General features: G+C 44.9%; 14 protein-coding genes. 13 read left to right on the forward strand and 1 reads right to left on the reverse strand.

Going from position 1 to position 18,100, the window contains the following annotated elements:
• Positions 1–8: 8 nt before the first annotated feature.
• The 13 genes from ACFOEE_RS10290 to trmB all read left to right on the forward strand — a co-directional run bounded on the left by ACFOEE_RS10290 (position 9) and on the right by trmB (position 16,039).
• On the forward strand, positions 9–995 hold the full coding sequence (locus ACFOEE_RS10290; protein WP_377123868.1) for an ABC transporter ATP-binding protein: 987 nt from the start codon (positions 9–11) through the stop codon (positions 993–995).
• Positions 992–1,792: an ABC transporter permease gene (locus ACFOEE_RS10295; protein ID WP_377123870.1), complete on the forward strand. Its 801-nt coding sequence runs from the start codon at positions 992–994 to the stop codon at positions 1,790–1,792. Before ACFOEE_RS10290 ends, ACFOEE_RS10295 begins: the two co-directional genes overlap by 4 nt.
• Before the next feature lie 3 nt (positions 1,793–1,795).
• Positions 1,796–2,599 (forward strand): ABC-2 family transporter protein, encoded by an 804-nt coding sequence (locus tag ACFOEE_RS10300; RefSeq protein ID WP_377123872.1) that lies wholly within the window; start codon positions 1,796–1,798, stop codon positions 2,597–2,599.
• A gap of 54 nt (positions 2,600–2,653) precedes the next feature.
• A complete protein-coding gene (locus ACFOEE_RS10305) occupies positions 2,654–3,547 on the forward strand; it encodes a glycosyltransferase (protein WP_377123874.1) in 894 nt (297 codons plus the stop codon).
• A 158-nt stretch (positions 3,548–3,705) separates the two neighbouring features.
• Entirely contained in the window at positions 3,706–6,405 is a 2,700-nt protein-coding gene (locus ACFOEE_RS10310) for a family 20 glycosylhydrolase (protein WP_377123876.1), read from the forward strand.
• A gap of 86 nt (positions 6,406–6,491) precedes the next feature.
• Positions 6,492–7,547: a BtrH N-terminal domain-containing protein gene (locus ACFOEE_RS10315; protein ID WP_377123878.1), complete on the forward strand. Its 1,056-nt coding sequence runs from the start codon at positions 6,492–6,494 to the stop codon at positions 7,545–7,547.
• Positions 7,544–10,987, forward strand: coding sequence for a glycosyltransferase (locus tag ACFOEE_RS10320; RefSeq protein WP_377123880.1), 3,444 nt, complete (start codon positions 7,544–7,546; stop codon positions 10,985–10,987). Before ACFOEE_RS10315 ends, ACFOEE_RS10320 begins: the two co-directional genes overlap by 4 nt.
• 59 nt (positions 10,988–11,046) lie before the next feature.
• Complete coding sequence (locus tag ACFOEE_RS10325) at positions 11,047–11,418, forward strand: RidA family protein (RefSeq protein ID WP_377123882.1); 372 nt, start codon at positions 11,047–11,049, stop codon at positions 11,416–11,418.
• A 275-nt stretch (positions 11,419–11,693) separates the two neighbouring features.
• Positions 11,694–13,052 carry a UDP-N-acetylmuramate:L-alanyl-gamma-D-glutamyl-meso-diaminopimelate ligase gene (mpl, locus tag ACFOEE_RS10330; protein WP_377123884.1) on the forward strand — a complete coding sequence of 453 codons (1,359 nt, stop codon included), beginning with the start codon at positions 11,694–11,696 and terminating at the stop codon, positions 13,050–13,052.
• Positions 13,049–13,675, forward strand: a complete 627-nt coding sequence (locus ACFOEE_RS10335; RefSeq protein ID WP_377123886.1) for a flavin prenyltransferase UbiX — start codon at positions 13,049–13,051, stop codon at positions 13,673–13,675. The genes mpl and ACFOEE_RS10335 overlap by 4 nt, the downstream gene beginning before the upstream one ends.
• On the forward strand, positions 13,672–14,592 hold the full coding sequence (locus tag ACFOEE_RS10340) for an ABC transporter ATP-binding protein (RefSeq protein ID WP_377123888.1): 921 nt from the start codon (positions 13,672–13,674) through the stop codon (positions 14,590–14,592). Before ACFOEE_RS10335 ends, ACFOEE_RS10340 begins: the two co-directional genes overlap by 4 nt.
• The gene (locus tag ACFOEE_RS10345; protein ID WP_377123890.1) at positions 14,589–15,362 is read left to right on the forward strand and encodes an ABC transporter permease; all 774 of its coding nucleotides are present in this window, start codon (positions 14,589–14,591) and stop codon (positions 15,360–15,362) included. Before ACFOEE_RS10340 ends, ACFOEE_RS10345 begins: the two co-directional genes overlap by 4 nt.
• Positions 15,362–16,039 (forward strand): tRNA (guanine(46)-N(7))-methyltransferase TrmB, encoded by a 678-nt coding sequence (gene trmB, locus ACFOEE_RS10350; RefSeq protein ID WP_377123892.1) that lies wholly within the window; start codon positions 15,362–15,364, stop codon positions 16,037–16,039. Before ACFOEE_RS10345 ends, trmB begins: the two co-directional genes overlap by 1 nt.
• A 111-nt stretch (positions 16,040–16,150) precedes the next feature.
• Here the strand turns inward: trmB and ACFOEE_RS10355 are convergent, their stop codons facing one another.
• The gene (locus ACFOEE_RS10355) at positions 16,151–18,034 is read right to left on the reverse strand and encodes an EAL domain-containing protein (protein WP_377123894.1); all 1,884 of its coding nucleotides are present in this window, start codon (positions 18,032–18,034) and stop codon (positions 16,151–16,153) included.
• Between the last annotated feature and the right edge of the window lie 66 nt (positions 18,035–18,100).

Genomic DNA, 18,100 nt, shown 5'->3' on the forward strand with positions numbered 1-18,100 from the left:
ATAATGCGATGAAGGTAATTGAAGTCGAAAACTTGCAAAAAACCTATCGCTACTACCGCAAGTCTTCCGGCTTAATGGCCTCAATCTGCAATCTTTGGCAGCGACAGTGGGAGTACAAAACGATTGTAAATGATATTTCATTTTCAGTGGCACGGGGTGAAGCAGTGGCATTTCTCGGCCCAAATGGTGCTGGAAAGACCACTACCATGAAAATGTTATCCGGAATATTGCACCCAAGCGCTGGTGAAGCCACAGTGCTAGGCCATACCCCATGGCTGCGCGAGAAAGCATTTAAACAACGATTCGCGATTTTGATGGGGCAAAAACAACAATTATGGCCAGACTTGCCGGCAGGTGATAGTTTTGAATTGTGCCGTCATATTTACGAAATCCCACAACAGATTTACCGCCAACGTGTCGCCGAATTATCAGAGTTGTTGGCAATCTCGCATCTGTTAGATATCCAAGTACGACGTTTGTCGCTGGGTGAGCGGATGAAGATGGAGCTTATTGCCGCTTTGCTACATGGGCCTGAGTTGCTTTTTTTAGATGAGCCGACAATTGGGCTCGATTTTGAGGCGCAGCGTGCAATTAATAGCTTCTTAAAAAAGCAAGTTGCAGAGCAACAGCTCACCGTTATTCTGACCAGCCATAATATGGCTGACATTACCTCCTTATGCGAACGGGTTATCGTGATCCAAAACGGAGGATTGATCTTTGATGATGCCATCTCAAACTTACAGCCGCAATTGGGTGCGTGCCGACGGATCCAGATCGAAAGTGAACAGCCGATGCAGCGTGATGTTCTTAGTCAGTTGGGTCAGGTACTGGCGTTTCAAACTTACTGTGCAGAAATCGAAGTAATGGAGTACGAGGTCAACTCAGTTTTGCAACGCTTGTTGCGGTATGTAGATGTAAAAGATATCAAAGTGATGGCTCAGCCATTGGAATTGAGCTTACAACAGCTGTATCTCAACGCTCGGAAGATAGCATGACAAAGTATGCCAAAGTATGTGCAATGGGCATGCAAAATTCGTTGGCATATCGCAGCAACTATGTCGTTGGCTTAGTGGCCGCTTGTTTCCCAATGTTACTACAGTGGATGTTGTGGCAAGCGATTTTTAACTATACCCAAGCAGCGACTTTGTATGGTTTAAGCTATCCGCAAATGATGAGTTATGTAGTGCTGGCGGCACTAATGACACAAGCGCTGCGCAGCGGTTTTGAATATGAGATTGCTGAGGACATTAAATCAGGCGGCTTGAACCGTTTTTTAGTGCAGCCAATATCCTATTTAGGCTACCGCTTTTGCGCATTTATAGGCACCCACAGTGGCTTTTTTGTGATAACTGTTGTTTTGATGTTTGTTGCATATGGTATCGCCACACATTATTGGCAATTAGACTCAGATTGGCGTAGTTCGATGCTTTTTATACCCGCTGTGCTCAATGCCTTCCTACTGCAATTTATGTTGTTTTATTTGCTTAGTTTAGTGGCTTTTTGGTTGCAGGAAGTATGGGGAATATTTGAAGCTGTTCGAGTGATAAGTTTAGTGTTATCCGGTGCCGTTGTACCGCTCACTGTATTTCCGCAGCCACTGCAATGGTGGTTATCGTTGTTGCCTTTTCAATATATCGTTTATTTCCCGCTACAAGTGCTCAATGGTTTGTTATCGGCACCAGAGATTTTATCTGGACTGGCGATGCAAAGTTTTTGGTTAGTGGTGTTTTATCTTATTAGCTGCAAAGTATGGCGCATGGGATGTCGTGATTATGTCGCGTTGGGGAGCTAAATAATGTGGCAGGAGCTGCGCAAACATCTCAAGCTTTACCTCTTTTTACTTAAACTGAATGCGGCACGGCAACTGGAATATCGTACCAATCTGCTGCTGGGTTTATTGGTAGAAAGTGGTTATCTAGTCGTTAAGTTGATTTACGCTTATGTAGTACATGACACGGGAGTCCATATTGCAGGCTTTGCACCGCAAACGCTGTATCTGTTCATCGGCACGTTTATTCTGATGACGGCATTTTTTGTCAGTATGCTGCAATTCAATATCATGGCTTTTGACCGTTTGATCACTGAGGGTGATTTCGACCTCATGTTGACTAAGCCGGTATCAACGCAGTTTCTGGCTACGCTGCGTTATGCTGAAACTTGGATGGTGTTGCCGAATGTGTTGGTGGGAGCAGGTCTTATTGCCTACGGCTGGTCAGCATCGGGTATCGCGCTATCGCTTGGCAATTTGGGGTTGTATCTGCTGTATATGGTGATGGGTGTCATCACTATGTATGGGATCTTTACCTTACCAATGTTATTGGCATTCAAATTCAAGCATATTTCCTCGTTTCATGCTTTGGTGTGGGGATTATGGGATTTCAATAATTTACCACATCGAATTTTTCCCTCTTCTTTGCAAATGTTGGGTACTTTTTTGCTGCCGATTTTTTTGATCACTAACTATTCGCCGTTGGCCATCTTGTCACAACTGACAACCACAGAAATGGTATGGGGAATAATCGCACCAATATTGATTTTTACTGCCAATCTATTTGGTTGGAAATTAGTCGCAAAGCACTATGAAAGTGCGGGTGGTTGAAATTATTTCATGTTTATGTGGTGATATTTTTTCAATAAAGGAATGGGGGTAAATGTGGTTGGTATAGATAATGTTCAGCATGAAAGTGATTTAGAATTTGGTGTTACCGTCATTATTCCAACTTATAACCGTAAGGTGCTGTTGGAAAAATCTTTAAACTCGCTATTAACTCAAGACCTATCCAAACAGCTTTATGAAGTGATAGTCGTTGATGATGGGTCGAGTGATGGTACTGAACATTTGGTTCGAGACTTTCAACATCAATTAAATGTGCGCTATTTCTATCAAGAGGATTTAGGTTTTCGTGTTGCGAAGGCGAGGAATATCGGTATCGCCAATGCGCATTTTGCGGTGGTGATGTTTTTGGACTGCGGTATGCTTGCTCATCCGAAATTACTGAGCCGTCATTTGCAGCGCCATCGTGCTAAGCAGCACTTAGTTTGTATCGGACTATCCTATGGGTTGGAGGCGGTTGAACTCAGTGATTGTGAGTTGATCCAACGTTTGCTGGAAACCCATACTTTACCTGATGCCATCACACAGTGTGCAAATATTCCCCACCTTCAAGATTGCCGCACTGCATTACTGCAAAAGTATCGCTATGACATAACCGCATTCAAAGCCCCTTGGGTGTTATTTTGGACCAGTTGCATTTCAGTACAATTGTTTGATTTAAAAAGGATAGGAGGCTTTGATGAATGGTTTAATCATTGGGGCGGTGAGGATGTGGATGTTGGATTTCGTTTATACCAATTAGGTTGCCAATTTGAAGTGATGCAAGCAAGTTTATCAATTCATTATCCCCATCCTAAAAATATTGCTGAACGAGAGCGTGACGCGAAGGCCAATGTTAATTACTTAATAAATAAGCATAACAATATTTGGATGGATAAATTAGATTCACTAAGTTGGTATGACTTGTGTGAAATGTCGAGTAATGAAAACTGATGTGGTTGTTGTAATAAATTCACTTTTAAATTTTAACGTCGTATTCTGGTCTTGAATTTTTTTGCATTGAAAATGAAGGTGTGAATATTTAAATTAAAATTGATGGGTCGACTTTTTTGTTAAGTGTGGTTTGATAAATAGTGTAACAGGAATGTTTTATGTCTCTAATTAAAAATATAAAGAAAGGGCGACTGCGCACTTTAGTGGTGCCAGTGTTATTTGTTTCGCAAACAACCTTAGCGATTGAGTCAAATCAGCAAAATATTCAGCAGCCTCAATTGAATCAGCTTGCCGATATATTAGATGTTAAGTATCGCTTATTGAGTAATTTACCAGCTGAATGCCCAGGCTCTGAAGCTGAGTTTTGTTATCATGCTCAACTTGAGTTAACCAGCCCGCTGGATATGAAAGTCAAAGGTTGGAAAATTCTCTATAGCCAAGTTTATCCTCCAACAGAAACCAAAAGTCAGCAACTTAAAATGACTCACCTAAATGGTGACTTGAATGTGATTGAGCCTAATCCGCAGTTTTCTGGATTTCTCGCTGGGCAAAGCAAAACCCTAGAAATGTGGGTGCCTAGCTCATTGCTCAATGAAGGTGAATTATTACCGAATTATATTTTAATGGCCGACGGTCTAGCGCCTAAAGTAATTAAGAGCACGCAAACTTTTATTGATCCAATCACCAAACTTGAGGTTAAACCTTACGCAGCTCTCTCTGCTGAGAGTAACGTAATGAACTCTCATCGTGACGATCATTACGCGCAACACACGCCAGAGGCTTTGTATGAACAATACCTTGTTGAGCAAGTGGCGCAAACTAAAATTGCAGCGGGCATCATCCCAACACCGCAGCAATTACAAACATTGCCAGGTCAGTCACCAATCAGCTTAGCTGCTGGGATTAAACTTGAGTTGCACGGGCTTGATTATGACCAAATATCCGCCTCACTTGCGCGTCTTGATACTTTAGGAGTATCGCAGCAAGCACAGGGTGTACCAGTAAAAGTTGAAGTTAAAAAGGCAGGCTCAGCTCAAGCGGGGCACTATCAACTGACAGCGAACAACGGCAAAGTGAATATTCTAGCCGATGATGCCAGTGGTGCTTTCTACGCGTTACAATCTTTAGCGGCGTTATTGTCTTTAGATACCATGAGCATTCCTGCCGTTAAGATAGACGACCAACCGAGATATGACTACCGTGGCTTGCATGTTGATGTTGCAAGAAATTTTCATTCTAAGGAGTTTATCCTGAGATTATTGCCGACCATGGCTGCGTACAAGCTAAACAAGCTCCATCTACATCTTGCCGACGATGAAGGTTGGCGGTTGGAGATCCCAGGGCTACCGGAGTTAACCGAGCTTGGGGCGAATCGTTGTTTAGATTTACAAGATGCGCGTTGCTTACAACCGCAGTTGGGTGCCGCGATTGATAATGCGCGCGATGGCTATTATAGCTTAGCGGATTACCACGAAATTTTATTGGCTGCGAAAGCCAATCATATTGATGTGATCCCTTCACTAGATATGCCAGGGCATTCTCGCGCTGCGGTTAAGGCCATGGAAAGTCGCTACAATAATTTTATGGCGCAAAATGACAGCGCTGCCGCCAAGCAATATTTGCTTAGCGACTTAGCTGACAAGACTCAATACAGCTCGATTCAGCACTATAAAGACAACACTTTGAATGTGTGTATGGAATCGACCTATGCTTTTGTGGATAAAGTCATTACCGAGATCGTTGCTATGCATAAAGCAGCTGGCACGCCATTAAATATTTACCACATAGGTGCAGATGAAACTGCGGGAGCTTGGGTTAATTCTCCGTTATGTCAGTCTTTCTTGGCGGACAAGCGCAATGATGTGCATGCAGTTTCTGAATTGACGGGTTATTTTATCGAGCGTGTTGCCAAAATTGTTGCTAGCAAGGGCGTAGAAGTTGCTGGTTGGAACGACGGTTTGTCTGAAACTCGCGTTGATAAAATGCCAAAGAAAGTTGCGTCGTATGTATGGGCGACTTTGCCACAAGGTGCACATAAGGTGGTCAGTGCGCATGCAAGAAGAGGTTGGGATGTTATTCTATCTACCCCAGATGTAACTTATCTTGATTTCCCTTATGAACTTGACCCTAAAGAAAGTGGTTACAAGTGGGGTTCACGTCGCACCAATAGCCAGACAATTTTCCAATTCATGCCTGACAACTTGCCTGCCAATGCGGAAATTCGCGGTGATGTGATAGGCCGTCCTTATAGCGCTGATGATACTCCGCAGTATGATGAAAGTGGTAAATTAGTGCATCAGCCGTTACCGCAAGGTTTTCGTGTTACTGGTATTCAAGGTCACCTTTGGTCTGAAGTGGTACGCCATGATCATCTTGCCGAATATATGTTGTTTCCACGTCTTTTAGCCTTAGCGGAAAAAGCATGGCATACCGCAAGTTGGGAAGTGCCATATAACTATGCAGGCCAAAAGTATGACCAAACTACGCAGTTTTTAACCGTGGCGAAGCGTACTGAGAGAGACAGTCAATGGCAGGAGTTTGTGCAAATCGTTGGCAATAAAGAGCTCGAAAAACTTGACCGTACAGGCGTGTTTTATCGTGTGCCTAATGTGGTCAGTAAACAGCAAAATGGCTACTTGCATGCCACAACAATAATCCCAGGATTAGCAATCCAATATCGTCAAGGTGATGAACCTTGGCAATACTATCAAGCCCCACTGAAGCTGAACGCAGACACCCAACTTGAATTGCGGGCTTTGTCAGCCGATGGTCGCCGTCCAGGCAGAAGTGTGCAAGTGGCAACAAGTACCGTGCTTGAAGCGACAAATACCGCCAATGGTGCAAAGCAACTCAGATAGTTAGCGCCAATAAACGAGGGCTTTGCCCTCGTATCATTATGGGGCAGATTCTGTCCCGAATAGCCAATTTGCAAGGAGCATTGCTGATGAATCACGGCCATCAGGAGCAGAATATTGCGTTAGCTGAACCCTATGCGCAGGTTCCTCAAGTTCCTTCTATTCTGCCCGATTGTCTGTTTATGGCGTTGGAATACGCCGCACAACGAGAGTTGGGTATTCCTGACTTTTCACGTTTGTATGGTGAACATTCGTTTCTTTTTGATGCCAAACAAGGGTTGGGTCTTGATATTGTGCTCGGACGCTATGAAGCGCAGCATTACTTTGCAATTGAAGATGGTCATATTCAAGGCTACATCGCGGATAAGTTATTCCGCTTATATGGGTTAGTCGTCAAAGTTAGGCGTTTTGAGCATGTTGCAGAGCTGAGTGCTTACCTCGATAGCGCTTTAGCAAACAACAACCCTGTTATTTGTGAGTTTAGCGTTAAACATGTGCCTTATCGCCTTAGCGATTATCATAAATATTATGGCTATCATATCGTCTCATTTAAACAACGACTTCCCGCGCAGCAGGGTTATGTTGTTGATGACGCGGCAAAGCAAAATATCGTGATAGCCCAACAGGATTATGTGGATTCTTTTGCGGATGTGCTTAAGCATGAGGGCGGAGTTCAAGTATTTACCTTAGAGCGTCAGCAGGTTACTCAACCTCGTTTGTCGGTTGCGATAGCGCGGGTGGAAGTCGAGCAAAACTTGTGTGGATTGTTTAGTGAAGATGACCGGATTGGCGTCAAGGGACTCACTAGTTTTTCTGATTACATCAGTGTCATTAATGAGTTAGATGGACCATTTGTTATTCCTGGAATTTGGGTATTCGCATTACAACGGGCGAGTACAAGGCTGTGGCTGAAATGGCTGCAGTTGGATTTACCTCAATTGCAACTGGCCGATATTTGTTTACCCATGCAGCTACAGCTACTTGCATTAGAAAAGCAGTGGAAGGAAATCGAGTATCTTAGCCAATTGTCGACTCGGATTTCACACCTTAAGGGAGCGACAATTTACCAACGTTTACAAGCCGTGATTGAGTTGGAAAAACAAAGTATATGGTTTTGGCCGCAGTTGCAGGAGCGACTGCGATGACAAGCAAAGCTGCTGAAACCACCTCTCCCCATGTGCTAGTAAGTTGTGTGATGCCGACTTGTAGACGAGCTCATTACCTTGAACAAAGTTTGCGGTATTTTTTAAGGCAAGATTACCCACATAAAGAGCTTATTCTTGTCTATGAATCTGAAAGTGATTTGCCAGCACACTTTCAACCTCCCGTTACTGTACGTCTATGCAAGGTGCCTCCACAAACCAGTATTGGCCTCAAACGAAGCATAGGTACGGCGATGGCAAACGGTCACATTATTGCACAGTGGGATGATGACGATTGGTACTCAAATCAGCGCCTAAGTATACAAGTTGAGCCTATCTTAAATGGCTTGGCTGACATTACCGGTTTAGCCAATCATGGTTTTTATGATGTGTGGCGCGATCAATTTTGGCGCGTCGAGCCAGAGTTATATGCCACCATGTTTCGCCGCAGTATGGCGGGTGGCACATTAGTTTTCACCAAGCGTTTTTGGCGGCAATTTAGTTTGGATTATTGTGATTCATCATTAAGGGAAGATGCAGATTTTATGGACGAAATGATAGGTGCGGGAGCACGGTTACAAGTACTCGATGGTGAACAGCATTTTGTTTATTTGCGACACTTACAAAATACTTGGAGTTTTATTAGTGGCAAACTTATTCGTGCCAGCGCTTGGCTTAAGGACACCAAGCCAACTTGGTTTGTTGCAGACAATGCGTTTTATCAGCAGCTAAGGAATGAGCATTTTGCCTCTTTTCTTGATAGTCAGTTACCCTGCCAAGTCGTTTCAGCTCAGGTTACTTGTATAGCGTTGGTTGAGCAGCAATCACATGTCCAGCATTTATTTCAGCAGCTGCAGAAGCAAACGCAACTGCCAAATCAACTCATTGTTGTACATTTGGCAGGGATAAATATCGCGCCATTATGCGCCTTGCCTTTTGAAGTGGTGAATTTGGAAGTGAACACTTTACCTGAAAGTATGTTCGCACCGAATTTACTAGAGCTTGTGGCCTGCCCCTACGTAATGTGTTGGCCAACCCGCCAAGCTTGGGTTTCTGAGCATTGGTTGCGATTGCAAATGGAATTTTTGTTTAGGCACAATTTAGATGCTACGGGTATCTCCCAACCCTTCTTGTTTTTCCCTAAAAAAAGAGAGTTTTGGCAGTATATTGCTTCAGATAGCCAGTTACATGCTTGGTTTCATCCTGAATCGGTCTGCTGCACAGTGCAATATTGGCGTGAGCGATGCATCCAGCAACCACAGCAAAGTCGTGCTGTACCGCATCATCATCTAGAGCACTTTCTGGCATTCGCGGCTGCTGATACCAATAGTCCAAGTACAGAACAAGACCCTAAGTGGTTCCCTTATCAACCTAATGCCGTGAAAGAAATGTATAAAACTTTAAACCTCTCAAGTATTTTGCAGCTGAGTGCATCGCTCAGTAGCGTATTGCTGTGTTTTGCGTTAATGCTAAATAGTCCGATGAGTTATGCGCAGGAGAAGGCTGCAGAGCTTGAAGAACAAGCGTATAGCCAAGCATTTTTTCAGCAGTTTAATCCTCAGCACGCGCTCGATATGATTTACCGCATTCCGGGTTTTAGTTTTGAGGATAGCGAATCGGCGCGTGGTTTTGGCGGCAATGTAGGGAATGTGTTGGTGAATTCAGCTCGCCCAGTGGCTAAGTCGGAAGATTTAAGCACGTTGTTGGCGCGGATCTCGGTGAGTCAAATCAAGGAGATTAAGATCTATCGCGGCAGTAAAATTCCGTTGGAGGCGGCGGGGAAAGAGGTTGTTGCCGATATCATTCTGCTGGCCGAGCAACAAGCTGGGACAATTTTAAGTGAACTAAAACGATTTCATGACGCAAGCGTACGGCCAAAACTTGAAGTTCAGTTCACCACGCAATTGGCAGAGTGGCAAACAAGTACCAATCTAGATGTAGGCGCAAGCCCAGGTTACCGTACGGCGCAGATCAGCCATTTTGATCAAGCGGCTGAATTGAGCTCGGAAGTGAATGAAGTCTTAGATGAAGACAATCGTTGGCTGTACTTTTCGGGGCAGTTTGAGAAAAAATCGTCCCACCAGAGTCTTGCACTGCGCGCTCGGGTTGGTGGTGAAAAATACTCAGGTGACACTAATCGTCATCTAGCAAGGCAAGTAAAATCTTCAGAAAGTGATTTTTTGGCTCGAAATTTAGAGGTGGTGAATCGTTCAAAAACAGCTGAACTGGGGGTTGATTGGTCGCAGCAATTTGATTCGTTTACTTGGCAAAATTTGGCTATTTTTGTGGTGACTGATAAAAGCTATCACAATGATGATAGCGAGCATCGAGTTACGGCTTCACAACCCTTAACCTCACTGTGGCAGCAAGACGAACTTAAAACGGAAAGTATCGTGCGCAGCACTTTAGAATTTCGGCATTCCCCAAAACTGACGCAAAAGGTTGGTATCGAGGTTGCGCAAAATCGCATGTTGTCGGATTTGAACCTAACGTATCAAGATATTACAGCGACTCCTGAGCATGTTGAGGTCAGTGAAATTAGAACTGAGCTATTCAGCAATTTTGCCTATCAATATAGCCAAGATGTCACATTTGAGGGGGGATTAACCGCTGAATATTCCACTTTGAGCGTAGCTGGCGAGCAAGATAATGAGGAAACGTTATTTTTCATCAAACCGCGGCTTGCGGGTAATTGGAGTTTAGCTGAGCACAAGAGCGTCAATTTGGCGCTGACACATCATGTTGGGCAGCTTGATTTTTCCGACTTTGCTCGCTCTGCTCGACCTGAAGATGGAAGCAGTAATGTTGGTAATTCTAAGCTTCAGCCTGAGCAAACTACAGAGCTAGTTGCAACCTATAACTGGCAATTTGCTGAGCGGAGTAATTTTAAGCTAAAACTGTTCCATGAATGGCGCCAAGATGTTTTAGAGCAAGTGGCTTTTTCTGCTCGTGAAAGTGGTTTAGCAAATGCGGGGGACGCGCGGTTTTTTGGTTTTAGCACGGAATTAAAAGTAGCGCTGGAGCCGTTGCTGGCGAATGCGGTGTTTGAGATCTCGTACGACTATAAAGACTCGCAATTTGACAACCCCAATCAACGTACTGAACACTTGAGTAGTTACATTCCTAATTGGGTATGGATGAATTTCCGTCATGATTTTCCACAGTACCGCTCTTCTTGGGGAGTGGAATATTGGGGGGATTACCGTGAACCTCAATATTTTGCGCATGAAACTTTAACGGTTGAAGCGAATAAACGACTCAAAGCATTTATTGAAACATCATTGTTTTGGGACGTTAAAATACAATTTGAAGTTACGCATTTAAACACGGCGCGATTTATTCGCAGCCGCGATTTTTATTACGATGAACAATTTCAAGGCTCTGAAATATCAAGGCAAATAAGTAAGCCTGAGTTTAAGTTAGCGCTTTGGAAGACGTTTTAATTCAGCATAAGGCCATACAAATGGCAAGCATTGGGAGTAAATGAGGAATGAGGAAGTTAGTGAGTTCAGGATCACCTTTGGAAGCACCAATCGGTTTTTCACGGGCGTGTCGAGTAGGCAACCATATTGCGATTGCGGGCACCGCGCCAATTAAAGATGGCCAAACTGCGTATCCTGGCGATGTGTATTTGCAAACTCGTCATTGTTTAGAGATCTCAATGAAAGCTTTGGCAGATGCAGGTGGCCAAGCCAAAGATGTAGTACGTACTCGCATTATGCTGACCGACATCAAACGCTGGGAAGAAGCTGCCAAAGCGCACGGAGAGTTTTTTGCTGATATTCGTCCTGTCTGTACTTTTGTTGAGGTTAGCGGTTTTATCAATCCCGAGTGGCTGGTTGAAACGGAAGTGGATGCCATTGCCACAGAATAGTTGGCTGCAAGATATATGTGCAGATCATTAAACTAAAACAGTGTAGTGACCAAAGCTGTCACTACACTTCACACTCTTTTACTCCTTTCGTATCTTCTTCTTCAACTTTTGCGCTTATTACTTAGAGCGTATGTGTAATGCAGTTCGCACTTAGCGTTTACATCCTAGGTTCAGCTCAATCGCGCTACAGTGCGGTGTTTGTCGTGGTTTTATAAGCCAATTTTTGGCATAGTGAGAAGATTGCCAGTAGCGTTTTATTTTGGAGTAATAAGCTGATGCATGTTCATATTCTCGGAATTTGTGGCACTTTTATGGGTGGCATTGCGGCTATTGCCAAAGCCTTGGGCCACAAAGTGACTGGCTCTGATCTTAATGTTTATCCGCCCATGAGCACCCAATTAGAAGCACTTGGGATTGAATTAATTGCGGGTTATGACCCAGCTCAGCTCACGCCTCGGCCAGACATTGTGGTGATAGGTAATGCTATGAGCCGTGGCAATCCCTGTGTGGAATATGTGCTAGAGCAACGCATTCCTTATACCTCAGGGCCGGAATGGTTGAAGCAACATGTGTTGCAAGATGCTTGGGTGCTGGCGGTCGCTGGCACGCATGGGAAAACCACCACCGCAAGTATGTTGGCATGGATTTTAGAATACGCAGGTTTAAAACCCGGGTTTTTAATTGGTGGTGTGGTACAAAACTTTGGTTTATCCGCACGCATTACCGACACGCCATTTTTTGTGATTGAGGCGGATGAGTACGACACTGCGTTTTTTGATAAACGCTCTAAGTTTGTGCACTATTTGCCACGTACTGTGATCCTCAATAATCTTGAATACGACCACGCTGATATTTTTCCTGATTTGGCTGCCATTGAAACCCAGTTCCATCATTTACTGCGCACTGTGCCGGGTCAAGGTAAAGTGCTTTACCCAATGCAAGATGAAGCGCTGCAACGGGTGATAAAACGCGGTTGTTGGAGTGAAACAGAAAGTTTAGGCACTGATTGGTCGTATCAATTACTCGCGGCTGATGGTTCAAGTTTTACTGTGTTATTGCAAGGTGAGCCGCAAGGTGTAGTCACATGGCAAGCCATCGGTGAGCATAACGTCAGCAATGCCATTATGGCGATTGCCGCAGCTAGGCATGTCGGCGTGCCGGTGGCTGCAAGTATTGCCGCGCTTGGCGAATTTGTTTCGCCCAAACGGCGTATGGAGTTAAAAGGCGAAGTCGCCGGAATTAAGGTCTATGACGATTTTGCTCACCATCCTACCGCCATTAAAACGACGCTAGCGGGCTTGCGCGCCAAAGTGGCAGATGAAGAAATTATTGCGATACTGGAGCCTCGTTCTAACACCATGAAATTAGGGGTACATCAACATACGCTGATGGCTTCTTTGGATGCCGCAGATGCGGCATTGGTTTATGAACCAGAAGGCTTGAAATGGTCGCTGGCCGAAGCGGCAACTCAAGCTGGGCAGCATTGTTTCAGCCAAGTCGATACCTTAATACAGCATGTAGTGCAACATGCCAAACCTCAGCAACATATATTGATCATGAGCAATGGTGGCTTTGATGGTATTCATGACAAGTTGCTGGCCGCACTACGCGCTAAATTTGGAGAGCAGTCATGAGTGAATTTAAAGCGCCTATTACCTTGGCGCTGAGCGGCGCATCAGGTGCGCCTTATGGTTTACGTTTACTGGAAGTATTGGTAGCGCTGAATTTTCAGGTCTATGTATTGATCTCAAGTGCTGCGCGGGTGGTATTAGATACCGAATCCAATGTGAAGTTGTCGGGTAATGAAGATAAAGCTACTGAGCAACTGAGTACCTTGGTCAATGCAAAACTAGGTCAAGTACAAGTATTTGGTAAGGATAATTGGTTTAGCCCAGTCGCTTCTGGTTCTGCGGCACCTAAACGTATGGTGGTTTGTCCATGCAGCGCGGGCACGGTTTCCGCGATTGCAGCGGGTGCCTCGGACAACTTGTTAGAGCGTGCGGCTGATGTGGTGATTAAAGAGCGTGGCCAGCTGATTTTAGTGCCGCGTGAAACGCCATTTAGTGCTATTCATCTTGAAAATATGCTTAAGTTGAGTCGTTTAGGTGTCACCATTATGCCAGCGGCGCCCGGCTTTTATCATGCCCCTAAATGTATTGAGGACTTGATAGATTTTATGGTCGCCCGCATCTTAGATCATCTGGGGATTGAACATCAATTAAGCAAGCGTTGGGGCTATGGGGACGCAGATTCATGACAGTAGCTTTAGAAATTAAAGGGTTAAAAAAAACCTATAAAAATGGCGTCGAAGCCGTTAAAGGTATAGATCTTGAGGTTAAGCAGGGGGATTTCTTTGCCTTGCTCGGTCCAAATGGTGCCGGTAAATCCACCACTATAGGTATTATTGCCTCACTGGTGAATAAAAGTTCTGGAGAGGTGCGGGTATTTGGCCACAGTATTGACACTGCCTTGGAAGATGCCAAAGCGCAGTTAGGCTTAGTGCCGCAAGAGTTTAACTTCAGCCAATTTGAAACGCTGGAGCAAATCTTAGTTACGCAAGCCGGTTACTATGGCGTGCCGCGCAGCGTGGCGCTGGAGCGAGCGGAAAAATACCTTAAACAGCTCGGTTTATTTGAGAAAAAGGACAAACAAGCACGTACTTTGTCTGGTGGTATGAAACGTCGCCTGATGATAGCCAGAGCGCTGATGCATGAGCCTAAATTGCTTATTTTGGACGAGCCTACCGCTGGCGTCGATATTGAACTGCGCCGCTCCATGTGGGATTTCCTGCGCGAGATTAATCAGCAAGGCGTCACTATCATCCTCACCACCCATTATCTTGAAGAAGCTGAATTACTGTGTCGCAATATCGCCATCATAGATAAGGGCGTGATAGTCGAGCACACCACCATCAAAGCGTTACTGGCAAAATTAGACAAGGAAACCTTTGTTCTGGATATCGCTGCGGATAAACCTCAGCTAGAGCTGGAGGGCTACCGTTATCAAATGCCAGACGACCATACTTTAGAAGTTGAAGTGGCGAAGCAGCAAGGTTTGAATGCGGTGTTTAACCAGCTTTCTGCGCAAGGTGTGCAGGTGCTTAGTATGCGTAACAAAGCCAATCGCTTGGAAGAGTTATTTGTTGGATTATTAGAGCAGGGGCGTGGGCAATGAGTGTAATTAAGTATCGCGTCGCGTTACAAAGTATCTGGATCAAAGAATGTGTGCGCTTTTTGCGAATTTGGGTGCAAACGTTAGTACCGCCAGCCATCACTATGACCTTATACTTTTTGATCTTCGGGAGTTTAATCGGTTCACGGATTGGCGAAATGGGTGGCTTTTCCTATATGGAATTTATCGTCCCCGGCCTCATTATGATGTCAGTGATCACCAACTCTTATGCTAACGTGGCATCGAGTTTTTATTCCACTAAATTCCAAAAAAGCATCGAAGAACTGCTTGTGGCGCCTGTGCCCAATTACATTATTGTGCTGGGTTATATGGGTGGTGGTATGGCGCGCGGCATTTTAGTGGGTTTAATCGTTACTTTGATCAGTCTTTTGTTTGTTGATATTCAAATTCACCATATTGGCATTATTGTCGCGACAGTAGTGATGACCTCAGCGGTGTTTTCGTTGGGGGGATTGATCAATGCAGTTTACGCTAACAGCTTCGATGATATCAGCATTATCCCAACCTTTGTACTCACACCCCTTACCTATTTAGGCGGGGTATTTTACTCCATTAGTTTGCTGCCAGGGGTTTGGCAGTATGTTTCGCAAGCAAATCCAATTGTATATATGGTTAATGCCTTCCGATATGGCTTTTTAGGGGTATCGGATGTCAACATTATGCTGTCATTTGCGGTATTATGCGCACTTATTGTTGGATTATTTGCTGTGGCGCTACAATTGATCAGCCGCGGCACGGGAATACGTCATTAATGGTAGATAAATCAGCAGCTAACTCGCGTAGTGTGACCAGTAACCAAGCTGGTCTGCACGAAAAACTTGATGAAATCGTGCGTACACATTTGCAGTCAGCATTTTTAAAACCGATAGCGCAGCACACTCAGGCTGCTTTTGATGAAGTGAATCAACGGGTGCAGGCGTTTGCTGGCCCAATTATTCTTGATTCTTGCTGTGGTGTAGGTGAGAGTACAGCGAATTTGGCCAAGTTGCATCCTGATGCGCTGGTGATTGGCATTGATAAATCGGCTCATCGCTTAGACAAACATGATGTCGAATATCAGCAGCAGGAGCATGGTCAATATCTGTTAGTGCGTGCCGACCTCAATGATTTTTGGCGTCTAGCGGTAGCGGCTGGCTGGCAGCCAACCCATCATTATTTGTTGTACCCTAATCCTTGGCCAAAGGCGAAGCATGTACGCCGTCGTTGGCATGGCGGAGCGGTCTTCCCCTATATCGTAAAACTTGGCGGACGTCTTGAAGTGCGTAGCAACTGGTCAACTTATGTTGAAGAGTTTGCCCACGCGCTGACCTTGGCGGGTCAACCGGCTCAGGCAGAGCCTTATCACAGTGATACCGCTATCACGCCTTTTGAACGTAAATATTGGGCGAGCGGACAATCCAGTACGCGCCTTGTGGTGACGCTGAGTTAGGTGGAGTGCAGTGAATAAACCAAGCATGGCGAGCCAATTGTTAGAGCCATGCTTGGTTGCATACAGAGCGCTATCAGGTTTTGTAAGCGCAAGTATTCGGTATGCGGACAATTATGCCCGCGCCTCGTAGTGCTGCTCAGCTAAATTAATGGGCAGATGTGGGCTGGTGGCGCCCACGTATGGTCCTTGTACCCATTTAACCCCAGCTTGAGTTAAAAGATTGAATTGAATGTCGTTACGGACATTGGTTGCAACTAATATGATCCCCGCTTTGTTGCATTGAATCGCCATATGTTGGACAAATTCGAGCACCGCAGAGTTATCTGCGATGTTGTCGGTGATCTGAGGGGCAAGGCTAATTGCATCAATCTTAAGACGACTGACGCGTGTCACAGCCATTAGACCACTGCTGACATTGCAGATCATGACTTTCACGCCTTTACTTTTGAGCTGGCTGATAAAGCTTGCTAGCGCACTAAAATGACTAAGTAAATCTTGTTCTTGCAACTCTATCTGAATGCGCTGTGGTACTGGGTAACGGCGTAGCTCAGCATGCATAAGTTCGATAAAATGCGGATCTAGCACGGCGTTCAGGCTAATCGCCATACTCCAATCAAGATTCAATTTGCGAAAGCGCTCCATACACAAACGCAACAACAATTGATCTAGCTGGCTAATGAGCCCAGAATTATTCAATATCGGATCTAGGTTTTTAGCGACTAATAACTGCCCAAACTCATTGAAAATACGTGCATTACAGGCAATTTGTTGAACTTGTTGCTTTTCGCTATCACAGCGAGGCTCGAAGAATGGTTGGACGTGTTGGCTTTCGATGGCGCGATGCAAGCTGTTGGTCAAAATCAAATGATTTTTATGGTCAAGTCGAGTTGCCATACTGTCTTCACAATAGACTCTTAAAAACTCCCCTTGTTGCTTGGCCTGACGGCAAGCAATGTAAGCATTTTCCAATACCATATTAGCATTGCCTGTAGCGACACCTATATGCAGCCGCACGCAAACATGTGGGTTGCTGATAATTGGACTGTAAGCCGGGAATTGGCGCAAGATTTCGAGCAAGTTTGCTTCATGCTGCTGCGCCACCAAAATGGCGCATTTACCAGTTGCAAGACGAAATACGCTATTTGGCTCAGCACGGGTGGCAAAATGATCCATCAATTTCAGCATGACCTGTTCAGCCACGGACAGGCCATAAAAACCAATAATATCTTCTAGGTCTTTAACCCACACCACCGCGACTGTGACATGTTGGAATTGCCGCTGCTGTAAAGCGCGCATTAACGCGGTGCGATTTGGGTAACCACTACTTGGGTCGTATTGTAGGGTGCGACGATAGGTCACAAAATATAAAAAACCGACTAAGGCGGCGATAAAAAAGAAAAAGCTTGCAGTAAAGCCAGCCTGACGAGCGCTCTGAGCGAGTTTTTGTTCAAGATCTGCAATCGTGATATCCGCACCAGTAATATAAATTTGCCCTTTAGGGGAAATATGCGGCACAAACACAGATTTAAATTTGCCCCATTGATCCTCTGATATTTCAAAAATAGGGGTGGTCGAGGAAAATGCTTTCACGTTAGCAGTGGTCGCTTCTTGGTAGATATCTTTAAAGCGGCTAATTCGACCAGTTTTGTGGTCATATTCAGTAAAGCTGGAGGCACTAAAGTGCACATTCGGCGCTTCGTAATACATTGCATACAAGTATTCGACTTCTAAAGTCTTAGCGAGCGTAGACAGCTTGTTGCTGGCTTGTTCGTAATCCGTGCTATCTAGTACCGCGAGTTGGTCGTGATAACCCTCGCCCAATAACAGTGTGACACTTTTTGCTGCATGGAGCAGGCGCGTGTCTATCTCGCGCATAATGTCTTGGCGAGTATGTTGATATGACCAGTAAACATAGCTGGCAAGGCTGGAGACAAACACCAGTGCGCCTATAAGTAACCAGAAACTGGGCATGTTTTTCAGTCGAAAGGGAGTCATTAGCAGCATCCTTTTGCTAGTGTGTTCCTGTTAATTATCCAAACTTTAGCGTGTCAAGCAAGCAAG

Origin of the sequence: Pseudoalteromonas fenneropenaei (genome assembly GCF_042643375.1) — a bacterium.
In the GTDB taxonomy this organism is placed as follows: Bacteria; Pseudomonadota; Gammaproteobacteria; order Enterobacterales; family Alteromonadaceae; genus Pseudoalteromonas; species Pseudoalteromonas fenneropenaei.